We start from the raw sequence: 21,358 nt of genomic DNA, 5'->3' as shown, positions 1-21,358 counted from the left end.
TTAGACAAACAAAAATCATGACCGAACTCCTGTGGCTTGACGGGCGGCTCCTGACAGGCAGCGGGAATTCGAGGTAAGGAAGATTTGCAAATTATTAAGGACAATATGTATAAGTACAAATTTCTGCTCTCATCCGTATTAATAGCTTTCCTCATACTGCTGGCGGGATATTTTTATTTTGCCAATGGGCTTTCGGATAAAGATGGAAAAGCACCCTCTCCTATAGTGGTTCATGCCGTTCCTGTAAAAACCCGTACGGTTGAAAATTTTATTGAGGCTATTGGCACGACCAGGGCATTTGAGTCAGTGACAATCACTGTCAATGTAACCGAATATATTAAACAATTGTTTTTTGAAGACGGTGATATAGTAAAGAAGGGTGATGTATTGGTTGAGCTTGAAACCAGTGAAGAGAAAGCGCAAATGATGGAAGCTCAAGCACGACTTGAGGAGGCTCGGGTACAATTTGAGCGCTTTGGAAAATTATCAAAGCGAGATTTTCTCTCAAAATCTGAACATGACGCTCAGAAAGCGACGTTGGATAGTGCAGCGGCGCGAGTAGAACAGATAAAAAGCATGATGGCAGACAGGACATTGAAAGCTCCTTTTGATGGTTTGCTTGGCTTTAGAAGGGTCAGTAAGGGAACGCTTGTGGAACCTGGAGATGAAATTGTAACGCTTGATAAGATTCAACCACTGAAAATTGATTTCAGCCTGCCTGAGCGTTATTTGGCGAACCTGCACAAGGGACAAGGTTTTACTGCTCGCTCCATTGCATACAAGGGTAAACTGTTTACAGGCACAATCAGTACCATCAACCCAAGAATTGATGAGCAGGCAAGAGCAGTGCTTTTACGCGGCTTGCTTAATAATGAGCAATTGCTGTTGAAACCAGGAATGTTGCTGCATATTAAATTGCCTTTGGGCCATGAAAAGGTATTAACGGTTCCTGAAGAAGCATTACTGGCACAAGGCATGGAGCGTTATATTTTCATTGTGGATAAAAATGACAATAAGGCTCGGAAAATCAATGTCAAATTGTTAAAACGTCATGAGCGATGGTTGGATATAGAAGCGCAGGTGCCGACCGACAGCTGGATCATTACCGACGGTGCTTTCAAATTACGTGAGGGCCAATTAGTGGATGTTAAATATGTGGATCACTGATCAGGCGGTGAAAAAACCGGTGCTGGCTGTAGTGCTTAATCTATTATTGATAGCCTTTGGCTTGATTGCTCTTGACCGTCTGGCTTTAAGAGAATTACCCGATGTTGATCCGCCCGTAATATCCATAGAAACCCAGTACACAGGGGCGGCAGCACAAACTGTCGAAAATCGCATTACCAAAGTCCTGGAAAGGCGAATCAGCGGTATTGAGGGAATTCGCTTTATTGACGCTAAAAGCATCGATGGTTTATCTACCATTAATATTGAATTTAATATTAATCGGGATATTGATAATGCGGCCAATGATGTCCGTGAGAGAGTATTTAGCGCCCTGAGCGATTTACCTGACGGTGCAGATACACCAGAAGTGTTTAAAGTGGATTCCAATAACAATGTTATCATGTGGCTGAATTTGGATAGTGTACACATGAATGCCATGGAGCTGACCGATTATGCCGAGCGATATATTGTCGATCGATTGTCAGTGGTCAATGGTGTGGCTCGTGTTCGCATTGGCGGTGAAAAGCGGTTTGCCATGCGGATCTGGCTTGACAGACAGGCGATGATCGGTAAGAAGGTCAGTGTTCAGGACATCGAAAATGCATTACGACAAAATAATCTGGAACTGCCTGCCGGTCGTATTGAGTCTGTTGAACGTGAATTTCCAGTCTGGGTGGAAAGGCAATTTAAAACACCGGAGGACTTTTCCAGATTAGTCATTCGTAAAGAAGCAAATGGACACTTACTTCGTCTGTATGAAGTGGCCGAAGTGGAACTGGGACCGGAAGACAGGCGTTCTGAATTGCGTGGGAATGGTCGCAATATGATAGGTCTTGGCATTATTAAGCAATCAAAAGCAAATACTCTGGATGTTGCGCGCGAAATAAAAAAGACCATCAAAGAGATAAAGCTTCCTGAAGGAATGCAGCTTCATGAAAGTTATGATACCTCGGTTTTTATTGAACAGGCGATCATTGAAGTTCTCAAAGCCTTTATTGTGGCTTTGCTGTTAGTTACGTTGGTCATTTTTGCTTTTCTGGGCAATTTCCGCTCCATGCTTATACCTTTTTTTACTATTCCGGTTTCCATTATTTCAACCTTCATTGTGCTGTACATCTCTGGGTTTTCTATCAATCTGCTTACCTTATTAGGCTTGGTGTTGGCGATTGGGCTTGTTGTTGATGATGCCATTGTTGTTCTTGAAAACATTATTCGTCGAATCAATCTGAATGAGCCGCCTTTATTGGCCAGTTACCGTGGGTCAAGACAGGTCGGATTTGCCGTTATCGCCACAACAACCGTATTATTGGCTGTTTTTTTGCCCATTTCCTTATTACAAGGTAATGTCGGACGCTTATTCAGCGAATTTGCCTTTACCCTTGCCGCAGCTGTTTCCTTTTCAACCTTAGTCGCTTTAACTTTAACACCGGTGATGTGTGCTTACATTCTTCATCGAAAAGAAAAGCAATCGTTATGGGCTGAAAAAATCAATCGTTTTCTTGCTATGACTACAAAGCATTATCAACGGAGCCTTAAGTTTTGTCTTCGCCACAGTTATGGGATATTAGCCTTGTTTATTCTGCTCATCATAAGCGGCATCGTTTTTTATCAAAAAATACCAGATGAGTTGGTGCCGCAGGAGGATAGAGGGGCATTTTTTGTCTTGGTTAAGGCTCCAGAAGGAGCAAGCTTTTCCTATACGCAAAAATATATGCATAAGATAGAAAAAATATTGATGAAGTACGTTAAGAGCGGCAGCGGTGCCCGTGTGATTACTCTGTTTCCTCAGGGATTAGGCAGTGGGGATCCGGTAAATTCAGGTTTTGCCATTTTGGTGATGGAAGATTGGTCTGAAAGAAAACAATCCACTTTTGATGTGATGGCGGATGTTCAACGAGCATTGTCGCAATTGCCTGGTGTTATTGCTGTACCGGTGATGCGCAGCGGTATAGGTGCACAGAACCTGACTCAGCCTGTTCAATTCGTCCTTGGTGGCGCAGATTACGATGAGCTTCTCAAATGGCGGGATATTCTGTTAAATGAAGCCGCTAAAAATCCAGGCTTAACCAATCTCGATAGCGATTATGATCCCAGCAAAATCCAGATTAATCTGGTTGTGAATTACAATAGGGCTGCAGAAATGGGAGTACCTGTGGAAGCGATTGGGCGAGCACTTGAAACTTTTCTTGGCTCAAGAGAAGTCACGACCTTTATAGACAAGGATGAAGAATATGAAGTGATTCTTGAAGCCTCACTTGACAAAAAAGCAAAGCTTAATGATTTAAAAAACATTTATGTTCGCTCTGATAGAACCAGACAACTTATACCGATAGCGAATCTTGCGCATTATAAAGAAGCCACGGTTCCAAATGCCTTGTATCGCTTTAATCGTATGAAAACGATTACCGTAACCGCCAGTCTGGCTGAAGGTTATTCTTTAGGGGAAGCGTTGAATTTTTTAGATGAGACGGCTAAGAAGCATTTACCAGCAACAGCCCGTATCGATTATAAGGATCAATCGCGTGATTTTAAGGAATCACAGTCAGGGATTTATTTTACGTTTTCTCTGGCGCTTTTGGTCATGTTTCTGGTTATGGCAGCACAGTTTGGCAGCTTTATTCATCCTTTGGTTATTTTTATAACGGCACCCATTGCCGTGGTGGGGGCTTTGTTTGGACTGTATATCACCGGCAATTCATTTAATATTTATAGCCAGATAGGCTTGATTATGCTCATTGGTCTGGCAGCCAAAAATGGCATATTAATGATAGAATTCATTAATCAGCTACGTGAACAGAAGGTTAAATTTTTACAGGCCGTGATTGAAGGCAGTGTAGTTCGTCTTCGACCTGTACTAATGACAGCCATTTCCACCATTTTCGGCAGTTTGCCTCTGGTTTTCGCGGTAGGGGCCGGGGCTGAAAGTCGCGTAAGCATAGGCGTTGTGATCTTTTTTGGTGTGAGCATTGCTACCTTTCTCAGTTTATTTGCGGTTCCGGTTGTATATGCCAAACTTGCCAGACGCACCAAACCAAGAAACTATACCGAACAACAGCTTAGTGAGATGGATAAAGATATTGCGATAAAATATTAGAGTCTGTTGATAATTGGACTCAATACTTTTGATTATCTGCTACACGTCTTCAATCATCAAATTTTGATCTTACTGTATAATAATTATACAGTTATTCTTAACTGTACGCCTATATTTAGTGGTGATGTACCATGGGAATTATTAATGCTTATGATGCTTATGGATTACTTGAAAAATCTAAATTATATCAAAATCAACTTCATGATGTACTTAAAGATGAACTTGGCGCAAAAAAAGTTTTATGTATCTCAGACACTACCGATGTGCATTTAACATCAGATGAGGATACAAGTTCAATTGCCTATACTATAGAAAAAGCAGGATTCGGCTCAGAACTTGAAGTAATACAAACGGATTTTATTGAATTTTCATATACTGATCCTGATCATAAGTTTGGTGCTCATTTACCTCAAAACCATGATGAAACACGCCGTGAATATCTAAAAGTTGATTCAACGAGATTAGACGATGACTTATCCCAGGTTGAAAATTCTGATGTTATTTTAGGAAGAAATTGTATCTGTGCATGCGACGGCAATGGAAAACCATGTGGAGGCATTGATATTTCAGTAGAAGCCCAACAAAATTACTTGGAAACATTAATAAAACAGCAACCTAGTTTAATCGTTTTAAGTGCAACTGAAGCTGTGTTTCAAACTTATCCGGACAGCTTGGAATATAATGAACAAAGAAGGAGGGCTCAGAATTTATATAAAGAAGCTAAAAACAATTTAATTCAAGTTTGTGAAAACTTAAATGCAACACAAAATAACTATGTATTTCAAGTGATTGAAATGGACGAAAATCTTAATGAGTATATAGAAAATAATTCCGAAATTGAAAATGGATACATGCTCGTTGCTTATAATACTGACAAAATTAATTTTCAGCCATCAACAGTCAGTCTCGAAAATGAACGAGAAAAAGCGAAGAAGGAAGTAATAAAGATGGATGTGAGTAGGCAAGCTTTAATTCAAGAACATAAGAAAATTTTAGAAGGACAAGATAAAACATCTCAGGATTCTGAGATAGAGCATGACCATAATTTATTATCTTCAAATAATAAATGAAGTCAGAGTGACTTTTTGTTTATATTTCAATGCTATTTATCATCTGTAATGGTTAAATGATCTTTACCAGAATGTTGTAATGCATTCATAGATCATCCAACGTACTAGAACGCCGCGCTAAATGAGTTTGATATGAGCCGGCATTTTGTCCCACGCGCTTTTTTGCTAAAAATACTATAGTGTATGAAATACATGTTGGATGAAATCATACCTCATGTTGATTCTTCCCATGCGCTTTTAATCTGGAAGAAAAAAGCGCATAATATTTGTATTTTTTGACGGTAGATTTAGCGAAATGAAACACATATTAGAGCAGATGTTGCAACATGCCTTAACTATCCTGAAACAGTCCGGTGAGATACCGGAAGATGTGTACCCGGACATTAAAATTGAGCGGACCAAAGAGGCAAAACACGGTGACTATGCTTCTAATCTGGCATTGGTGTTGGCAAAGCCCTGCCGCCAACCGCCAAGAAAACTGGCAGAAATTTTACTAAAAGCATTGCCCGAAGAGTCAGCGGTTGCCAAAGTAGAAATAGCAGGTGCCGGTTTTATTAATTTTTTTCTTAAAGAGGATGCTTCTCTTCAGATCATAGAGCGAATATTGAGAGAAGCACATCAATATGGGCGCAGTCATGTGGGCCAGGGACAAAAAGTGTTGCTGGAATTCGTTTCAGCAAACCCAACAGGTCCTTTACATGTAGGGCATGGCAGGGGAGCTGCCTTTGGTGCAACATTGGCTAATTTGTTGGCAGAAGCCGGCTATACTGTCAGTCGTGAGTATTATGTGAATGATGCTGGCAGGCAGATGAACATTCTGGCAGTCAGTGTCTGGTTGCGTTATTTGGGCCTTGCCGGTCAGTCGGTTATTTTTCCCGCCAATGGATATCGTGGTGATTATGTTTTTGACATTGCACAGGCAATGTTCTCTGCATACGGCAATCAATATGTATTTGACTGGTTTGCTATCAGTGAAGGATTACCTCTTGATGCTCCGGAAGGTGGCGATAAAGAACAGTATATCGATGCCATGATCCATCGTGCGCAGGCTTTATTAGGCGAGGATGGATTTGACTTATTTCACCAGCACGCACTGACATCCGTTTTAGAAGACATTAAAGAGGATTTGGCCGAGTTTGGTGTTGAATATGATTGCTGGTTTTCTGAGCGAAATCTGTTTCATGATGGCTCTATTCAAAAAGGCATAAAAGCACTGATTGATTTGGGTCATACCTATGAAAAAGAAGGTGCGCTTTGGTTTAAATCCACCGATTTTGGTGATGAAAAAGATCGTGTTCTGATACGTGCCAATGGCCAAATGACTTATTTCGCCTCCGATGTAGCTTACCATTGGAATAAATATGATCGTGGATTTGATCGTGTTATTGATATTTTAGGCGCTGATCACCATGGTTATATCAGTCGCGTTAAAGCTGCAGTTAAAGCTTTAGGGCACAATGAGGAGGCTCTCGATGTTTTACTGGTTCAGTTTGCCATTTTATATCGAGGTGGTGAAAGAGTGCAGATGTCAACACGGAGTGGATCTTTCGTAACCTTGCGTGATCTTCGTGTAGAAGTCGGTAAAGATGCGGCACGCTTTTTTTATGTCATGCGAAAACCTGAGCAGCATATGGATTTTGATCTGGATATTGCCAAATCTCAATCCAGCGATAATCCTGTCTATTATATTCAATATGCTCATGCCAGAATTTGCAGTATTCTTAGACAGCTTAAAGAAAGAGGCTTAAGTTGGGATGTGGAAAAAGGGCTGGAAAATCTGCAACTGCTTTCAGAACCCTATGAACTGTCGCTGATTTCTACGCTTGAACAATATCCGGAGGTGATTGAGTCATCGGCACTCAACTGCCAGCCTCATCAATTGGCCTATTATTTACGTGAATTGGCCAATGGATTACACAGCTATTACAATGCCGTGATATTATTATGCGAACAGGAAGATGTACGCTGTGCTCGACTATGTTTATTAAAGGCAGTACGCCAGGTTATTTATAATGGCCTAAACATTTTAGGTGTATCAGCTCCTGAGAGTATGTAATGGCGAGAGATTATAATAGAAAAAATATATCCCGCAATAAACCCTCATCTTCCCGGCCTTTTTTGCTGATGATATTGTTTTTTATTGCCGGATATCTGACAGCCCTGTTGTTTGATCCTGAAAGTCTTGGACAATGGGTCTCCAGACAAACAGCTTCTCTGGAAAACAAAAAAGTAGCAAAAAAGAAAAATTTGCCCCAACCACAGGAAGAACGGCCAAAGCCTAAGTTTGAGTTTTATACTTTGCTAACGAATGAACATCATGCATCAAAGGCATTGCCAACGCCGCCTGTAGTCAACCCTGCACCAGCAAAACCTGCTTCCATACCACAAACTGTGGAACATAAAGAAAGTAAAACGGTGGTTTCTACAAAATCCGAGTCTAAAGAGCACTATGTGATTCAAGTGGCTTCATTCAAGTCCCGTCAGGATGCTGAGCGATTGAAAGCAACCTTAATCCTTCAGGGATTTGATGTGCATCTGAAAGAAGTTATACAAGCGAATAGCCATTGGTATCGCGTACTGATTGGTCCATATCCGGATCGTAAAAAAGCGGAAAACGCTAAAGCTGTGATCGCTCGCACAGAGCATGTCATGGGAATTATCCGTAAGCAAGATACTTGATAAGCTCATGAGTTGATAATGTATTTGAGCTCTGCTTAAGGGACATCTCACCTGCGTTTTTTTGTTAAAAAACAGAGTAACAGCCCAACCCCTATTTTTATTTAAAATTAGCTAAGTTATAAAGCAGTCGATTCTTTTAATGCACTTCCTCGTTTGTATTCTATAATATCAATATGAGCTATTAATTGCCATATTGTGGGTGCCAAATGTCAGAAGAGAAAAAAGAAAATACGCTTGAGCATTTTCAAAAAAGCATTCAACAAAGCACCCTCAGACGCACTTTCAGCTTTACTCAACTTACATCTGAAGAATTAAAAGATTATACTGCCTTTTTAATCGGTAATGACAGGCCTCTCACTGAAGAAGAAGTTGAACTTTTTCAAATGGAAACCAATTTTGTATTGGTGGGAACTTCGGTATTTCGTTCTATCGACTTTGCCTGCAAGTTATCAGCAAAATATAACGTCACCCCAAAAGTTTTTATTATTGATAACAGCAGGCAAGTCCATGAAACTTGGGAAAAACTGAAAAACTTTTTTGCTGAATCCACAGAAACGGATATTAAATCATTTTTACATGGGAAAACGGGTTTATTTGAATTTATCCTGAATGAATTATTGGATGTAACCCACGGAATGAATCCTGTGCGTTATTTTAGCGAATTCTTTAGATCATTTAATATTGAATACGTTAAGAATATCGTATTAGCAACAGAGGTATTGCGACAAGACTGGGCAAATTCCAATACATTCAGAGATATCCGCAACCTTTATTCAGATAGACCCATCGTAGCCTATCCCTCTAATATCATAAGTTGTTGCGAAGAAACAGATCAATGCAGGGTTCTGCAATCCATAGAATCTTTAAAACCATCGGTATGCATTTTCTCAAATTTAGATCCGATACAAAGAATACCGACTAAGACGCATATACTTCCTGAACCTACGGCATTAGGGATAATAGAAAAATTGGGATTAGAAATAAGGCTCATCGAAGACAGCAAGGAAGAAGATGAAAATATATTCGGTAGAGGTTATTAAAACTGACATTTTATAGACAGAAGAGGATTCGATAACTATGAAATCATCCTATAAGGTATTTGACACGATCCCTAAAAGCCCTAAGGGAACCTATGAATGTTGTTGGAGGAATTTGCCAGATGATCCCCAGCAACGTGAGGAATGTATCAATATTTTGGCAAATATTAGCGATAGAACCATTGATTCACTGGATATCAGCGGAAACAAACTTGGTGAATGTTCATTGGATTTTATTTATCAAGTACTCGATTTGATTGGAAAAACGTCTATTAAACTTTCTTCTATAAATCTTAGCTTTAACAAATTTGGCCATATGAAGGCTAAAGAATTGTGTAATTTGATTAAAAAAATACCAATCTCAGTTCATAGTGTAAATTTTACTCATAATGAACTTCATCGTTTTACACATGATGAGTTGATGGCGCTGGCTAAAGCCTTTCCGAAAACCATAAAAGTTGACTTTTCCTATAATTCCCTTCCAGAAAATACCAACATGCTGTGATATGCGGACAAACAGGCTAGTACCGAATGTCGGTTAGAAACGACTTTATTAGGGGACTAAAAAACTTTATTTACTCCCTATTCTGTGTTAATATTAACCAATTTAATTAAATTAAATGCAATAAGGTGATATTATGCAAGAAAAAATTGAAACAATCCGGCCACATGCTTTGCAAAACCTGAAAATTAATGAAATGGAAATCGTAGCAAAGATACGAGAAATTGTCGGTACCCCAGCAGATCCTAAGGTAAGAGTCTCAAGAAAAGACTTAAATCTAGATAATGATTACTTCATTCATCTTGATATCGGAGGTGAAGGATATAACGAGCACATGGGATATTTCTCAGGATTTACTACATCTATTAATGTCAATGCAACCGAATATCAAAGTAATGCTTATGGGATGCGCATCCCAAATTTAGTAAGGCTTAAGAGCTGGTTTACCAATCCCTCTTATCCTTTTTCAGATGGATTTGCTGATTATATTACCATGCAGAATGCCCCGCTGACCTCTAAAAATATCGATGAGATTGCTCGTTGTATACGGCCGGGCGGGGTAGTGGAATTATGGATTTCGGAAGATTGGAAAAAGGAGATTGAACGCTTGGCAAGGAAACTTCATTCTGAACCTGAGTTTGGAATTGAAGATGAATTCAAAGGCAGTACTGGGTCAATAAAAGTGAGAATCAGATCGCAAATCTCATTAGATTTGGAAATGTCCGCTGAAGACGTTATAAGTTCATCTAAAGCCAATAATGAACCGAATTCACACCAGCAACAATTAAAATTGCAATATTCAGCATTAACAGTCACATTTTTTAATTCAATATATCGAAATTTACATCAGAAAAAAATTACATATCCAACATCTGAAACTGAAACCCCAGGATTAAGTGAGAGGACATTGTAGGGAAGCGTGACCGTCAATATAGAATGTTGAGCTACTACAATTGCACGATGTCAGAATTTTAGATTAATCTGACATCGACCTGTAGCATATAAAACATCATCAGTCAATTTTCCCTGTACGTTAAAAGCTTCAGCTATCTTTCGAATATGATGGTTAAAATCAAGATATTCAATAAGCGCACCTGCTGTTTTTTCATCTTGAGGAAAGTGGACTGACTGCTGATAAGTTCTGTCTAACGACTGCTGTAGTATAGCAATCTCTGATTCAATATCTTCAACTTCCTCTAGTGATTGCGCATCTTCTAATCGATTTTTGAAATCCTCTACTTTGTCTGCTATCAGATCTGCGACGGGTTTGAGTGCGACAATGTTACGTATACAGCTTACCAGAACTCTAAATTCTTCAGGCGAAAGTTGTTCTTCTAATTCTTCTTTGCTGAGACGTTCTTTATTTCCAACCGTATCCGCATAAAACGTTTCAACGTAGTTGATAGAATCTAAAATCGAGTGTAAATCTTTATCCTTCTCAACTTCCTTGTAAACGGCATGCATGATGTGAGGACCCGGACGTATAAAAATGAGGAAGTGGAAGAATATATGTATTCCAATGAAGAAAGATACATGTCGCGTCCGGAAAATAAATTAAATAAAGTTGATGTGATAGAATTTTATCTTTTTGGGGAGCAACAAGAACCCTGCCGAATTAGCGTAGATGAGCTTACACATGACTATGAGGAGGCCAGAAAACTTATCGAAGAGCAACTACTTGTTGTGGAATCGAAAGAAGAAAAATCGAGTGATGATGAAGAATTGATGCGGGAACTTAAAAAACTTGAAAAAGAATATAATGCCGTTTTAGAGTTTCGTAAGATAGGCGGAAGCCGAGGATTGTCTTCCGAGCTTGCAATGACCCGCCAGGTTCCTCATTCTCAATTACCTATTGTGGAACAGGTGGCCGATAAGGACGATAGTCTAGGTGGAGTGCCTCCGATTCCAAAATGGGCTAAAAATGCAAGAGAAAATATGAGGCGAACTCTGGAAATCATAGAGAAATCAGCCGATATGAAACATCTGGATGAGGAAGAGCTGGAAAGCTTTAGACGAGTTGCAAAAAATGTTGGAAAAGATGAAAAGCTCAGCAAAGTAGAATACAAACTGGAGTCAAGAAGAGGCACGCTGTTTGACGCACCTTCTTCAAGTGGGAGAGATTCTGCTTCTGCCAGGGAAGAGCTTGTTAAAGAGAAAGGGGAGAAGAAGGTGAAAAAGAAAGAAACTGAAACTGGTGAAAAAAAACCTTTCTCAAACTTTTAGGTTATTTGCGTTGCTGTTGTGCTTGAAAATTGATGATTTTGTGAGCAATAACAATACGATTTTTGAATATTTTAGGCAAATTTGGGAAGAATTTTTTGATGTTGAACGGTTTGCATTTGTTTAACGCGCCACGGTAACTTTAACGTTCATCGCAAATTTCACCGCATGAGGTTTACTGACACTTACAGTGACTTCATTCACCTTGAAATTTTCTTTAATTAAACGAGCGACTTCATTGGCTACGGTTTCAATCAACTGAAAAGTTCTGGATTGCACAAACTCCATGACTTGCTTACATATTTCACTGTAATCAAGCATGTCGGTAATGGCATCTTTACAGTTTTTATAATTTGCCGGAATTTTGATGTCAATCAACAAGCGTTGGGAAATGCGTTGTTCCCATGTATAGACACCAATGCAGGTGGTAACGCTTAATCCTGTGATTTCAAGATGATCCATGGTGATTTATTTTTATCAATAGCACTCTTTTCTTATTTTATCGACCTTTATAACACTAAACCAGCAAAAGATTTATTTTTTACATATTTTTAAATCATTCAGTGCTCTGGTAAATGAATATCTACGTTTTTTAATCAAAACCCGAGCCAAGTTTTACAGTGTCAGCCTCTAAGGTATCAGCCATTTCAAATAACATTTTCATGTCCAAAACCTTGTTTCCATAAACCCTTTCCATGATACCCCGACGGTAAAAGAATCTTATATCTTCTGAGGCTGTAGAATAACTTCCTGATGGTTTAATAAGATTTGACAAAAGTACTTCCAGGTTATTGTCTTTAAAATTTTCTTTTATCTGCTCGTATTCATCAGCAAGTGCAAAAACCAATTGTTCAATTTTATATTTAGTGTCGGCCTTGATAAGCAGTGAGCGATATTTCCCAATGAGGGCGTTGATTTGATAATGGTCAGTTTTGCCGACGATATCGCTTAGAAGTAATTCCAGCGCTTCATGATAAGCCTTAACGGAGTAGGATTTTCGATCCGATATTGCTGAGAAAAACATGAGCGTGGGAAGGCTTCCTTGTGGAAAATAACGCATTTTGCTTTTTTCCGCTTTTAAATAACCTCTCCAGTCATCTCTGGTTTTGGGATCTAACCAGGGTGCTTCTGCTTTTACCAATTTTCCAGAGGCTTTATCGGTACGCCAAAATTGTACTGTGTCTTTTAAATTATCATAAAAACGTGCGATGAATTTTATCTCGGCCTCTGTGACGGAAACATCGGCTCGATTACGGTTGCCTGCAGAAAATAATTCCATCCGCAGATCATCGAGTATATAGTGAATTTTTTTATTGTTGTTTTTTGCCCATAAAATTCCAAGCTTACAAATGATTTTATGTTCTGACCATCCTTTAATAAAAGGTTCGTCCTCCTTTGGATAAAGTGATGGAGTCAAGCGGTGGGCAAAGTCGTCAAATAATATCAGTTCCTTTTTATAAGCCCGTTCAAAATTATTTCTATTGATTACCCAATCTGAAAAAGGATTGATAATTAATAATTGATGACGAAGTTGGGGTTTAATGGCTTTTTTTACTGCCTCGTGAACTGGGTTTCTACCTTTGTCTTCCGCAACGCCTGCATGTAAACCATAGAGCAGGTCGCCAGTTTGGAACTCATCGGCTAATTCACCAAGATATTTATGAGCTTTTTGCTGTTCTTCCTCATTAAGGTTTTTTTGGGAAAGAAAAACTTCATCAGGATTATGATTGTCAGCAAGATTTATACTTACTGTGCTAAATGAAGCGATTTGTTTGGAAATGAAATCACACACAGGATAGCCAATATCATTATCGCTTAAATCAACCGTCTCGATTTCCTCTAAGTGCTGCAAAATATAATCTAGTAATAACAAGGCACCTTCATTGGAAATATAATTATTGCTCAAGTTGATTTTTTTTAAATGACTACATTCTCGAAAAATAACTAAAATAGGCGGAACATCGGCATCACGTAGCTCACAATGACTGAAATCAATTTCTTCAATTGTGGGATACTTCTGAGCAATAATGCCAATAAATAATGCTTGATAATGAATATCCCAGATATCTGATTTGACACTTACAATGCTATCTTCACCTTTTTCGGCAATAAAATCTTTGCATTCTGCAAACATTTTAGGCTTATAAAACATGAAATCTTCACTGTATTGTTCTTCCAGACTCAAGTGAGTTGCTAATGTACGTCTAGGCCGAGCATCACTGACGATGGTTAATTTACCTTTTTCGAGGACAAATTTAGGCATAATACGATCATTCAGTATTAATAATATACATTATAGATTAAAATTGATCTAAATGAGGTATGTGCTCTAAATACCGTTAAAATTAAAATTTATAAAATGATGAAAAAAAATTGCGCTGAATTTTTTGTGTACCTAAATAAAATGCACTCACATCAGTGGTCAGCGTTTTGTGATGTATAGAGCTAAAAAAATGAAAAATAAAATCAGGAACAGAAAAAATAAAAATTTGACAACGCTTACGATGGCGTCAGGAACAATGGCAAAACCGAGTATGCCTGCAATGAGAGCGGCGATGAGAAATATAATAATCCAGGGCAACATGCCAACCTCCCTGTCAAAAATACATGGTATTCACTTTTTATTATAGTATATTGTGCCTACTTCTTAGTGATAAACAGGACTCATTAAAATGACAGATGTGAATCAATCCATATTTATTCGTGCTTTAAGACGTCAGCCTGTTGAGAGGACACCCCTTTGGATTATGCGTCAGGCTGGTCGTTATTTACCAGAGTATCGCCAATTAAGACAAAAAGCAGGCGATTTTTTAAATTTATGTAAAAATCCTGAACTGGCTTGTGAGGCTACCTTGCAGCCACTTCGCCGTTATTCACTGGATGCTGCAATCTTATTTTCTGATATTTTAACCATTCCTGATGCTATGGGCCTTGGCCTTTTTTTTGTTGAGGGAGAAGGACCTGTTTTCTCTCAGCCGGTACGTGATTTGAATGCGATAAAAAAACTGGCTAAGCCGGATGTAAGAAATGAGCTAAGCTATGTCATGGATGCAGTACGTCTTATCAGAAAAGAAATGCCTGAAGAATTACCATTGATTGGTTTTTCCGGCAGTCCCTGGACTTTAGCCTGCTATATGGTGGAAGGACAGAGCTCTCGTGATTTCAAGAATATTCTGACCCTGCTGTACAGCGAACCGCAAACAGTGCATGAGTTGCTCCTTAAACTGGCTGACTCTGTGTATGATTATTTGGTTGCACAGATTGAAGCCGGAGTAAATGCTGTCATGTTATTCGACACCTGGGGAGGCATCCTGACACCGGAAAATTATCGCAAATTTTCCTTAAGTTATATGGCGAAAATCGTTGAGCAATTGAAGGTAAAATATTCAGAATGGCCTATAATAATATTCACAAAGGGTGGCGGACAATGGTTGTCAGATATGGCATTCACCGGCTGCGATGCTTTGGGAGTTGATTGGACTTGTGATTTAGCAGCAGCAAGGAAGTTGGTGGGTTCAAAAGTGGCCTTGCAGGGAAATCTGGATCCGGCTGTCCTGTTGACCCATCCGCACTGCATTCGAAAAGAGGTTCAGAACGTTCTGGCCGCCTTTGGTTACGGCTCAGGCCATATCTTTAACTTAGGCCATGGTATTACGCCGGATGTTCCGCCGGAAAATGTGACTGCTCTTGTTGAAGCCGTGCAAGAATTCAGTCCTCATTTTCATAAGGAGCGTGATGATCATTGAAAGTTCTTTCAGGGCTCCATGGTGGTTATCTAATCCCCATAGCCAGACCTTATATCCGTTTTTAATGCGTTCCATTAAAGCTCCGGTTGATAAAACGGAGCGTCTTGAGTTAGCAGATGGAGATTTCATCGATTTGTTCTGGGCTATCAATGGATTGAGAGCCGATACGCCCCTGGTGCTACTGTTGCATGGATTGGGAGGCTCTATTCATTCTAAATACGTGGCAGGATTCATGCAGGCCTTTAATGAGCATGGCTGGCGTGTTGTTCTTATGCATTTCAGAGGTGCCAGTGAAGAGCCAAATCGCCTATTACGTGCTTATCATTCCGGAGAAACCAGCGATTTATCGGAGGTTTTATCTCTCCTTTCGCAAAGAGAGCCAAAGACAGCAAAGGCTGTTGTAGGTGTTTCATTGGGCGGAAACGTGTTGCTTAAATGGCTGGGTGAACATAGTAAACAGAAATTTATCCATGCAGCAGTTGCGGTATCTGTTCCTTTTCAATTGGTTAAAGTGGCTAATCGAATGGGTTATGGATTTGCAAGAATTTACCAGGCCTATTTGTTAAAGAGCATACGTTCCGTTTTTGAACGAAAACGACTTTTGTACAAAGATCATGTGCCTGAACCTTTGCAAAATCTCAATAAATGGCATTGCTTCTGGACCTTTGATGATAAGGTTACTGCTCCATTGCATGGCTTTAAACATGCTCATCAATATTATCGGGAAGCCAGTTCATTACCCTATTTATGCCAGATATCTACACCTACACTTATCATCCATTCGCTGGATGATCCTTTTATGACACCAGATGTTGTTCCAAAGGAAGATGAAATATCCAAAGATGTTCTTTTTGAATTGAGTCAAAAAGGAGGACATGTCGGTTTTATTGGCAGTAATCATTCCGGTACACCGTTTTATTGGCTGGATCAAAGGATACCGGAATTTTTAGCTGATTTTTTCTAGCTCGACTTTAGCATTTTTCAGGGATCGAATCCCCGCTACTTGATAACGGGATCCATACGGAGCTTCTCATAGACCGCGGTCGGTGCCACGGTAATTCGTACCATTCTATTTTCTCAAGTCATCGATTTACAGCGACTTTGATAAATGTAACGGTGCGTTTCTATAGTCTTTAATCTTTACAAAGTGCTATAAAGAAAATGATCAAAAATTAGATACGTTTATTCTGTAAGGTTTGCGATGCAATTGCAATATTTTGATTCTGCGTTATGATGAAAATTCCTTGCCAAGTTGAATCGCCATTTCCAGTGATTGCTCATAATTTAAGCGTGGGTCAACGAGGCTATGATAGGCATTTTTCAGGTCACTTGCTGACAATCCGCGCGCCCCTCCAATGCATTCCGTTACGTTATCGCCAGTTAGCTCAAAATGAACACCACCGAGATGGCTGTTCATGGTCTTGTGTGTAGCTACAACCTGCTGTAACTCGGAGAGAATATTATCAAAATGACGGGTTTTAATGCCATCTGCCGTTGTTTCGGTATTGCCGTGCATGGGATCGCAAGACCAGGTGACCGGGATTTTCGTGGCTTGCACGGTTTCGATGAGCGGCGGTAATAGTTCAGAAGCTTTTTGAGCGCCAAGTCGGGTAATCAATAATAATCGCCCTTCCTCACGTTGAGGATTGGCTATCTTCAAAATATCTGATAACCACTCCTTTGTCGCACCAGGTCCTACTTTAATGCCTATGGGATTGGTAACGCCGCGTAGAAACTCCAAATGTGCGCTGTCTGTTTGAGCTGTTCTCATGCCAATCCAGGGCAAATGAGTGGACAGATCATACCATTGGTCATTTTTTAAACGTCTTGTTAGTGCTTGCTCATAATGCAAATGAAGCGCTTCATGAGAAGTGAAAAAATCCACTTTGTTCAAACTGCTGTTTTGCAGACCATCAATGGATTCAAGGAAATCCAGAGAGTCGGCAATGGCTCGTACAATCTTGTGATATTCTTCGGCCTGCTTTGAATGCTCGACAAAACGAAGATCCCATTGTTGGGGATGATGCAGGCTGGCAAATCCGCTGTTTAACAAGGCGCGTATAAAATTTAATGTGATTGCTGCGTAACTGTATCCTTGAAGCAATAGTTTTGGGTCAGGCTCACGCGCTTCTTTAGTGAATTCCGGTGAATTCACCAAGTCACCTCGATAACTTGGTAAAGTTAAACCGTTTATGGTTTCGTGATCAGAGGAACGCGGTTTTGCATACTGCCCGGCAATGCGTCCTATACGAATAATAGGTTTGCGCATGCTATGCAATAGAATCAGGCTCATTTGCAACATGATTTTTAATTTATTGCTGATCCTGTCTGAGCGACAGTCATTAAAGGATTCAGCACAGTCACCGCCTTGCAGGATAAAAGCCTCCCCTCGGCCAGCCTTGGCAATGGCTGCTTTCAGAGTTTGTATTTCACCACTGGTGACAAGGGGGGGCATTTGACTTAATTGCTTAACAACCTGCGCAAGTTGTTTCTCATCATTGTATTTTGCGGCTTGTAAATAGGAAAAACGCTGCCAGGATGTCGGCGACCAACTTTGCATCTTTAAAAATTCCACCCTCATGTATTTATGTCCAAGTATGAAACAATAATGTGTTTTGAGCAAGCCGCATTCATTCTACTTAATGTCATACTGCTCGACTTAGAGATCGAATCCCCGCTACTTGATAGCGGGGTCCATACGGAGTTTCGTATAGATACCGCGATCAATGCCGCGGTAATTCCTGCCATTCTATTTTCTCAAGTCGAATGCAGATAATCATTTTTAATTTTTATGAAAAGACTTGAATTTTTTTAGCTTAACCCCATTTATACCCGTCAATTCACCTGGAGTTTCAACATGAGTAAAAAAGACTGGGAAAAAATAAAAAAAGAAAGTGAAACAAAAGACACTGAAAGCACGTCTTCCTCAAAGGATATTCATGATTCTGAAGAGGTAAAAGCTTCTTTGGAGCATCCAGACTATGAAGCCTTGGAGGAACAGTTAACCCTTGCAGAACAGAAAGCGCATGAAAACTGGGAAAAAGCTGTTCGAGCCCAGGCAGAATTAGACAATGTTAGAAAACGTGCTGAACGTGATATTGAGAATGCCCACCGATACGGCATGGAAAAGCTGATAACTTCTTTATTGCCTGTGCTGGACAGCCTGGAACAGGCTTTACAGATGGCAGAACAAGATACATCGATGAGGGAAGGGCTTGAATTGACCATGAAACTGTTTCTTGATGTCCTGGAAAAAACAGAAGTCAAACAACTAAACCCTGAAGGTGATGTCTTCGATCCTCAATTGCATGAAGCCATGTCGATCCAGGAGTCAGCCGAGGTTCCTGCCAATACTGTTCTGGCAGTGTTTCAGAAAGGTTACAAATTAAGCGATCGTGTGATTCGACCTGCACGGGTTATTGTTTCGAAGAACAAAGCTGAAAAAGACTAATCATTTGTTAATGATGAACATCCAGATAATATGATTTAAATATTAACAAAATCGATAAAATTAGCTAATATTTTCAGCTAATTAAATCAATAGCCGGTATGAAACAAAGAAATATTACCTCTTGCTGAAATACCGACTGACTCAGACCTTGAAATTACAATCATTTACCCCATATGTGAGGTAATGCTTAAGAACATTCATTTGGAGCAAAAAAAATGGCTAAAATTATTGGAATAGATTTAGGAACAACCAACTCTTGTGTTGCCATAATGGAAGGCGATAAAACAAGAGTAATTGAAAACAGTGAGGGGCACCGTACCACCCCCTCCATTGTGGCTTTTACTGACGACAATGAAATTCTGGTGGGCCAGTCTGCCAAACGTCAGGCTGTGACTAATCCTGACAACACGCTTTTTGCCATCAAGCGCTTGATTGGACGCCGTTTTGATGATCCGGTGGTACAGAAAGACATTAAAATGGTTCCTTACAAAATCATCAAGGCAGACAATGGTGACGCTTGGGTCAGAGTTAAGGGGCAAGATAAAGCACCGCCACAAATTTCAGCGGAAGTTTTAAGAAAAATGAAAAAAACCGCAGAAGATTATTTGGGTGAAGAAGTGAAAGAGGCGGTCATTACGGTTCCCGCCTATTTCAACGATTCACAACGCCAGGCTACCAAAGATGCTGGCAAGATTGCCGGACTGGATGTCAAACGGATCATTAATGAGCCCACTGCCGCAGCACTTGCTTATGGTATGGATAAAAAGCGCGGTGATTCTATCATTGCCGTTTATGACCTCGGAGGCGGGACTTTTGATATTTCCATTATTGAGATAGCTGAAGTGGATGGTGAGCATCAGTTTGAAGTATTGGCAACAAACGGCGACACTTTCCTTGGCGGTGAGGATTTTGATTTGGCGCTTATCGAATATCTTGCCGCTGAATTTAAAAAAGACAGCGGTATTGATTTACATAGTGACCCTCTGGCTTTACAACGTTTAAAAGAGGCTGCCGAGAAAGCTAAGATTGAATTATCTTCTGCTCAGCAAACCGATGTGAATCTGCCCTATATTACGGCTGATTCCTCTGGTCCCAAACACTTAAATATCCGCTTAACGCGCGCTAAACTGGAATCATTAGTGGAAAAACTGGTACAACGTTCCATTGAGCCTTGTAAGATTGCATTGAAAGATGCAGGCCTGGAAATATCCAAAATCGATGATGTGATTTTAGTCGGTGGACAAACCCGTATGCCCTTGGTACAAAAAACCGTACAAGATTTTTTTGGCAAGGAGCCTCGTAAAGATGTTAACCCAGATGAGGCGGTGGCGATTGGCGCTGCAATCCAGGCTGCTGTGCTGTCTGGAGAAGTGAAAGATATTCTTTTGCTGGATGTGACTCCTCTTTCTCTTGGAATTGAAACCATGGGTGGAGTTATGACTAAATTGATCGAAAAAAACACCACCATTCCAACCAAAGCCACACAGGTGTTTTCAACGGCAGATGATAATCAAACTGCAGTAACTGTACATGTTTTGCAAGGTGAGCGTGAGCAGGCTTCCGCCAATAAATCTCTGGGCCGCTTTGACTTACAGGATATTCCTCCTGCTCCCCGAGGTGTGCCGCAAATCGAGGTCACCTTCGATATCGATGCCAATGGTATTTTGAATGTTTCTGCAAAAGATAAAGCCACCGGCAAGGCGCAATCTATTGTGATTAAGGCATCAAGCGGCTTAAGTGATGAAGAAGTTGAAGCGATGATCAAAGATGCTAAATCACATGCCGAGGAAGACAAAAAATTCAAAGAGCTGGTAGAGGTTCGTAATCAGGCCGACAGTTTAATCCATAGCTCTGAGAAATCCTTAAAAGAGCTGGAAGGGGAATTGTCTGCAGAAGAAAAGAGCAGCATCGAAACAGCCATATCTCAGTTGAAAGAGGCTTTGAAAGGTAAGGACAAGGTAGAGATTGAGGATAAACTTAAAGCACTTACCGAAGCCTCATCTAAAATGGCTGAGCGTATCTATGCTAAAAAATCAGAGGAAAGTCAGGCATCTCAGGCAGAAGCTGAGTCAAAATCAAAAGAAAAAGCTTCTTCCAGCGCAGAAGAAGGTGTTGTTGATGCCGAATTTGAAGAAGTAAATGATGAGGAAAAGAAAAAATAAGTTAATGAGATGCTCAATTTTTCGAGTCCCTGGTACTCGAACTTCCGGGAGCCAGGCAGAGCAGTAAGAGGTCAGCCCTGCTCGGAAAAGAATCCAACTTGCGAGAAAATTTTATTAAAAAGTGCTCAGGTAGGTTGCTCTTTGACTTTGACCATTTTTACAAAAATGGTCAATAATCTGTCTTCTCGAACGCTAGCGAAGCAATCCGGATCAGAATATCCATTGAAAAT

The 21,358-nt window shown here is 40.1% G+C and carries 18 protein-coding genes; 13 read left to right on the top strand and 5 right to left on the bottom strand.

The genetic code is table 11. The features are described from left to right. Nucleotides 1-105: 105 nt before the first annotated feature. The 8 genes from E4T55_RS03235 (at nucleotide 106) to E4T55_RS03200 (ending at nucleotide 10,462) form a co-directional block, all read left to right on the top strand. On the top strand, nucleotides 106-1,167 hold the full coding sequence (locus E4T55_RS03235; RefSeq protein WP_058500633.1) for an efflux RND transporter periplasmic adaptor subunit: 1,062 nt from the start codon (nucleotides 106-108) through the stop codon (nucleotides 1,165-1,167). Next, nucleotides 1,154-4,261 (top strand): efflux RND transporter permease subunit, encoded by a 3,108-nt coding sequence (locus E4T55_RS03230; RefSeq protein WP_058500634.1) that lies wholly within the window; start codon nucleotides 1,154-1,156, stop codon nucleotides 4,259-4,261. The genes E4T55_RS03235 and E4T55_RS03230 overlap by 14 nt, the downstream gene beginning before the upstream one ends. Before the next feature lie 131 nt (nucleotides 4,262-4,392). Then, nucleotides 4,393-5,331, top strand: coding sequence for a hypothetical protein (locus tag E4T55_RS03225; RefSeq protein ID WP_058500635.1), 939 nt, complete (start codon nucleotides 4,393-4,395; stop codon nucleotides 5,329-5,331). Between the two features lie 295 nt (nucleotides 5,332-5,626). Beyond that, nucleotides 5,627-7,387, top strand: coding sequence for an arginine--tRNA ligase (gene argS, locus E4T55_RS03220; RefSeq protein WP_058500636.1), 1,761 nt, complete (start codon nucleotides 5,627-5,629; stop codon nucleotides 7,385-7,387). Beyond that, nucleotides 7,387-8,010: an SPOR domain-containing protein gene (locus tag E4T55_RS03215; RefSeq protein ID WP_058500637.1), complete on the top strand. Its 624-nt coding sequence runs from the start codon at nucleotides 7,387-7,389 to the stop codon at nucleotides 8,008-8,010. The genes argS and E4T55_RS03215 overlap by 1 nt, the downstream gene beginning before the upstream one ends. 206 nt (nucleotides 8,011-8,216) lie before the next feature. Continuing rightward, on the top strand, nucleotides 8,217-9,050 hold the full coding sequence (locus E4T55_RS03210) for a hypothetical protein (protein ID WP_058500638.1): 834 nt from the start codon (nucleotides 8,217-8,219) through the stop codon (nucleotides 9,048-9,050). Nucleotides 9,051-9,087: 37 nt separating this feature from the next. Further along, nucleotides 9,088-9,552: a leucine-rich repeat domain-containing protein gene (locus E4T55_RS03205; protein WP_058500639.1), complete on the top strand. Its 465-nt coding sequence runs from the start codon at nucleotides 9,088-9,090 to the stop codon at nucleotides 9,550-9,552. A 133-nt stretch (nucleotides 9,553-9,685) separates the two neighbouring features. After that, nucleotides 9,686-10,462: a hypothetical protein gene (locus E4T55_RS03200; RefSeq protein ID WP_058500640.1), complete on the top strand. Its 777-nt coding sequence runs from the start codon at nucleotides 9,686-9,688 to the stop codon at nucleotides 10,460-10,462. Between the two features lie 50 nt (nucleotides 10,463-10,512). On the opposite strand, the gene E4T55_RS03195 is transcribed toward E4T55_RS03200, so the two are convergent. Then, complete coding sequence (locus E4T55_RS03195) at nucleotides 10,513-11,013, bottom strand: hypothetical protein (protein ID WP_058500641.1); 501 nt, start codon at nucleotides 11,011-11,013, stop codon at nucleotides 10,513-10,515. 3 nt (nucleotides 11,014-11,016) lie between these two features. Between E4T55_RS03195 and E4T55_RS03190 the strand changes: the two genes are divergently transcribed. Then, nucleotides 11,017-11,772, top strand: a complete 756-nt coding sequence (locus E4T55_RS03190) for a hypothetical protein (protein WP_131780715.1) — start codon at nucleotides 11,017-11,019, stop codon at nucleotides 11,770-11,772. Nucleotides 11,773-11,892: 120 nt separating this feature from the next. On the opposite strand, the gene folB is transcribed toward E4T55_RS03190, so the two are convergent. From folB to E4T55_RS03175, 3 genes are all read right to left on the bottom strand, one after another. Continuing rightward, the gene (gene folB, locus E4T55_RS03185) at nucleotides 11,893-12,231 is read right to left on the bottom strand and encodes a dihydroneopterin aldolase (protein WP_058500643.1); all 339 of its coding nucleotides are present in this window, start codon (nucleotides 12,229-12,231) and stop codon (nucleotides 11,893-11,895) included. A 130-nt stretch (nucleotides 12,232-12,361) separates the two neighbouring features. Beyond that, complete coding sequence (locus E4T55_RS03180; RefSeq protein WP_058500644.1) at nucleotides 12,362-14,032, bottom strand: leucine-rich repeat domain-containing protein; 1,671 nt, start codon at nucleotides 14,030-14,032, stop codon at nucleotides 12,362-12,364. Between the two features lie 159 nt (nucleotides 14,033-14,191). Then, the gene (locus E4T55_RS03175) at nucleotides 14,192-14,353 is read right to left on the bottom strand and encodes a DUF1328 family protein (RefSeq protein ID WP_115325263.1); all 162 of its coding nucleotides are present in this window, start codon (nucleotides 14,351-14,353) and stop codon (nucleotides 14,192-14,194) included. A gap of 88 nt (nucleotides 14,354-14,441) precedes the next feature. Between E4T55_RS03175 and hemE the strand changes: the two genes are divergently transcribed. Both hemE and E4T55_RS03165 read left to right on the top strand, forming a co-directional pair. Next, a complete protein-coding gene (gene hemE / locus E4T55_RS03170) occupies nucleotides 14,442-15,515 on the top strand; it encodes a uroporphyrinogen decarboxylase (protein ID WP_058500645.1) in 1,074 nt (357 codons plus the stop codon). Then, nucleotides 15,505-16,479 carry a hydrolase gene (locus E4T55_RS03165; protein WP_058500646.1) on the top strand — a complete coding sequence of 325 codons (975 nt, stop codon included), beginning with the start codon at nucleotides 15,505-15,507 and terminating at the stop codon, nucleotides 16,477-16,479. Before hemE ends, E4T55_RS03165 begins: the two co-directional genes overlap by 11 nt. A gap of 264 nt (nucleotides 16,480-16,743) precedes the next feature. Here the strand turns inward: E4T55_RS03165 and E4T55_RS03160 are convergent, their stop codons facing one another. Then, on the bottom strand, nucleotides 16,744-18,075 hold the full coding sequence (locus tag E4T55_RS03160; RefSeq protein ID WP_058500682.1) for a 3-deoxy-7-phosphoheptulonate synthase class II: 1,332 nt from the start codon (nucleotides 18,073-18,075) through the stop codon (nucleotides 16,744-16,746). A 297-nt stretch (nucleotides 18,076-18,372) separates the two neighbouring features. Here E4T55_RS03160 and grpE point away from each other — a divergent pair, with 297 nt between their 5' ends. After that, a complete protein-coding gene (grpE, locus tag E4T55_RS03155; RefSeq protein WP_058500647.1) occupies nucleotides 18,373-18,966 on the top strand; it encodes a nucleotide exchange factor GrpE in 594 nt (197 codons plus the stop codon). Between the two features lie 215 nt (nucleotides 18,967-19,181). Continuing rightward, nucleotides 19,182-21,128 (top strand): molecular chaperone DnaK, encoded by a 1,947-nt coding sequence (dnaK, locus tag E4T55_RS03150; protein ID WP_058500648.1) that lies wholly within the window; start codon nucleotides 19,182-19,184, stop codon nucleotides 21,126-21,128. Nucleotides 21,129-21,358 lie beyond the last annotated feature (230 nt).

The organism is Legionella israelensis, from assembly GCF_004571175.1.
GTDB lineage: Bacteria > Pseudomonadota > Gammaproteobacteria > Legionellales > Legionellaceae > Legionella_D > Legionella_D israelensis.
The sequence above is the reverse complement of the archived record's forward strand: the minus strand, read 5'-3'. Positions and strand labels throughout refer to the sequence as shown.

What these genes read in the sequence shown, in the direction of transcription:
- E4T55_RS03235 (WP_058500633.1), top strand. Translation starts at nt 106, where the DNA reads ATGTATAAGTACAAATTTCTGCTCTCATCCGTATTAATAGCTTTCCTC.
- E4T55_RS03230 (WP_058500634.1), top strand. Translation starts at nt 1,154, where the DNA reads ATGTGGATCACTGATCAGGCGGTGAAAAAACCGGTGCTGGCTGTAGTG.
- E4T55_RS03225 (WP_058500635.1), top strand. Translation starts at nt 4,393, where the DNA reads ATGGGAATTATTAATGCTTATGATGCTTATGGATTACTTGAAAAATCT.
- argS (WP_058500636.1), top strand. Translation starts at nt 5,627, where the DNA reads ATGAAACACATATTAGAGCAGATGTTGCAACATGCCTTAACTATCCTG.
- E4T55_RS03215 (WP_058500637.1), top strand. Translation starts at nt 7,387, where the DNA reads ATGGCGAGAGATTATAATAGAAAAAATATATCCCGCAATAAACCCTCA.
- E4T55_RS03210 (WP_058500638.1), top strand. Translation starts at nt 8,217, where the DNA reads ATGTCAGAAGAGAAAAAAGAAAATACGCTTGAGCATTTTCAAAAAAGC.
- E4T55_RS03205 (WP_058500639.1), top strand. Translation starts at nt 9,088, where the DNA reads ATGAAATCATCCTATAAGGTATTTGACACGATCCCTAAAAGCCCTAAG.
- E4T55_RS03200 (WP_058500640.1), top strand. Translation starts at nt 9,686, where the DNA reads ATGCAAGAAAAAATTGAAACAATCCGGCCACATGCTTTGCAAAACCTG.
- E4T55_RS03195 (WP_058500641.1), bottom strand. Translation starts at nt 11,013, where the DNA reads ATGCATGCCGTTTACAAGGAAGTTGAGAAGGATAAAGATTTACACTCG.
- folB (WP_058500643.1), bottom strand. Translation starts at nt 12,231, where the DNA reads ATGGATCATCTTGAAATCACAGGATTAAGCGTTACCACCTGCATTGGT.
- E4T55_RS03180 (WP_058500644.1), bottom strand. Translation starts at nt 14,032, where the DNA reads ATGCCTAAATTTGTCCTCGAAAAAGGTAAATTAACCATCGTCAGTGAT.
- E4T55_RS03175 (WP_115325263.1), bottom strand. Translation starts at nt 14,353, where the DNA reads ATGTTGCCCTGGATTATTATATTTCTCATCGCCGCTCTCATTGCAGGC.
- hemE (WP_058500645.1), top strand. Translation starts at nt 14,442, where the DNA reads ATGACAGATGTGAATCAATCCATATTTATTCGTGCTTTAAGACGTCAG.
- E4T55_RS03165 (WP_058500646.1), top strand. Translation starts at nt 15,505, where the DNA reads ATGATCATTGAAAGTTCTTTCAGGGCTCCATGGTGGTTATCTAATCCC.
- E4T55_RS03160 (WP_058500682.1), bottom strand. Translation starts at nt 18,075, where the DNA reads ATGCAAAGTTGGTCGCCGACATCCTGGCAGCGTTTTTCCTATTTACAA.
- grpE (WP_058500647.1), top strand. Translation starts at nt 18,373, where the DNA reads ATGAGTAAAAAAGACTGGGAAAAAATAAAAAAAGAAAGTGAAACAAAA.
- dnaK (WP_058500648.1), top strand. Translation starts at nt 19,182, where the DNA reads ATGGCTAAAATTATTGGAATAGATTTAGGAACAACCAACTCTTGTGTT.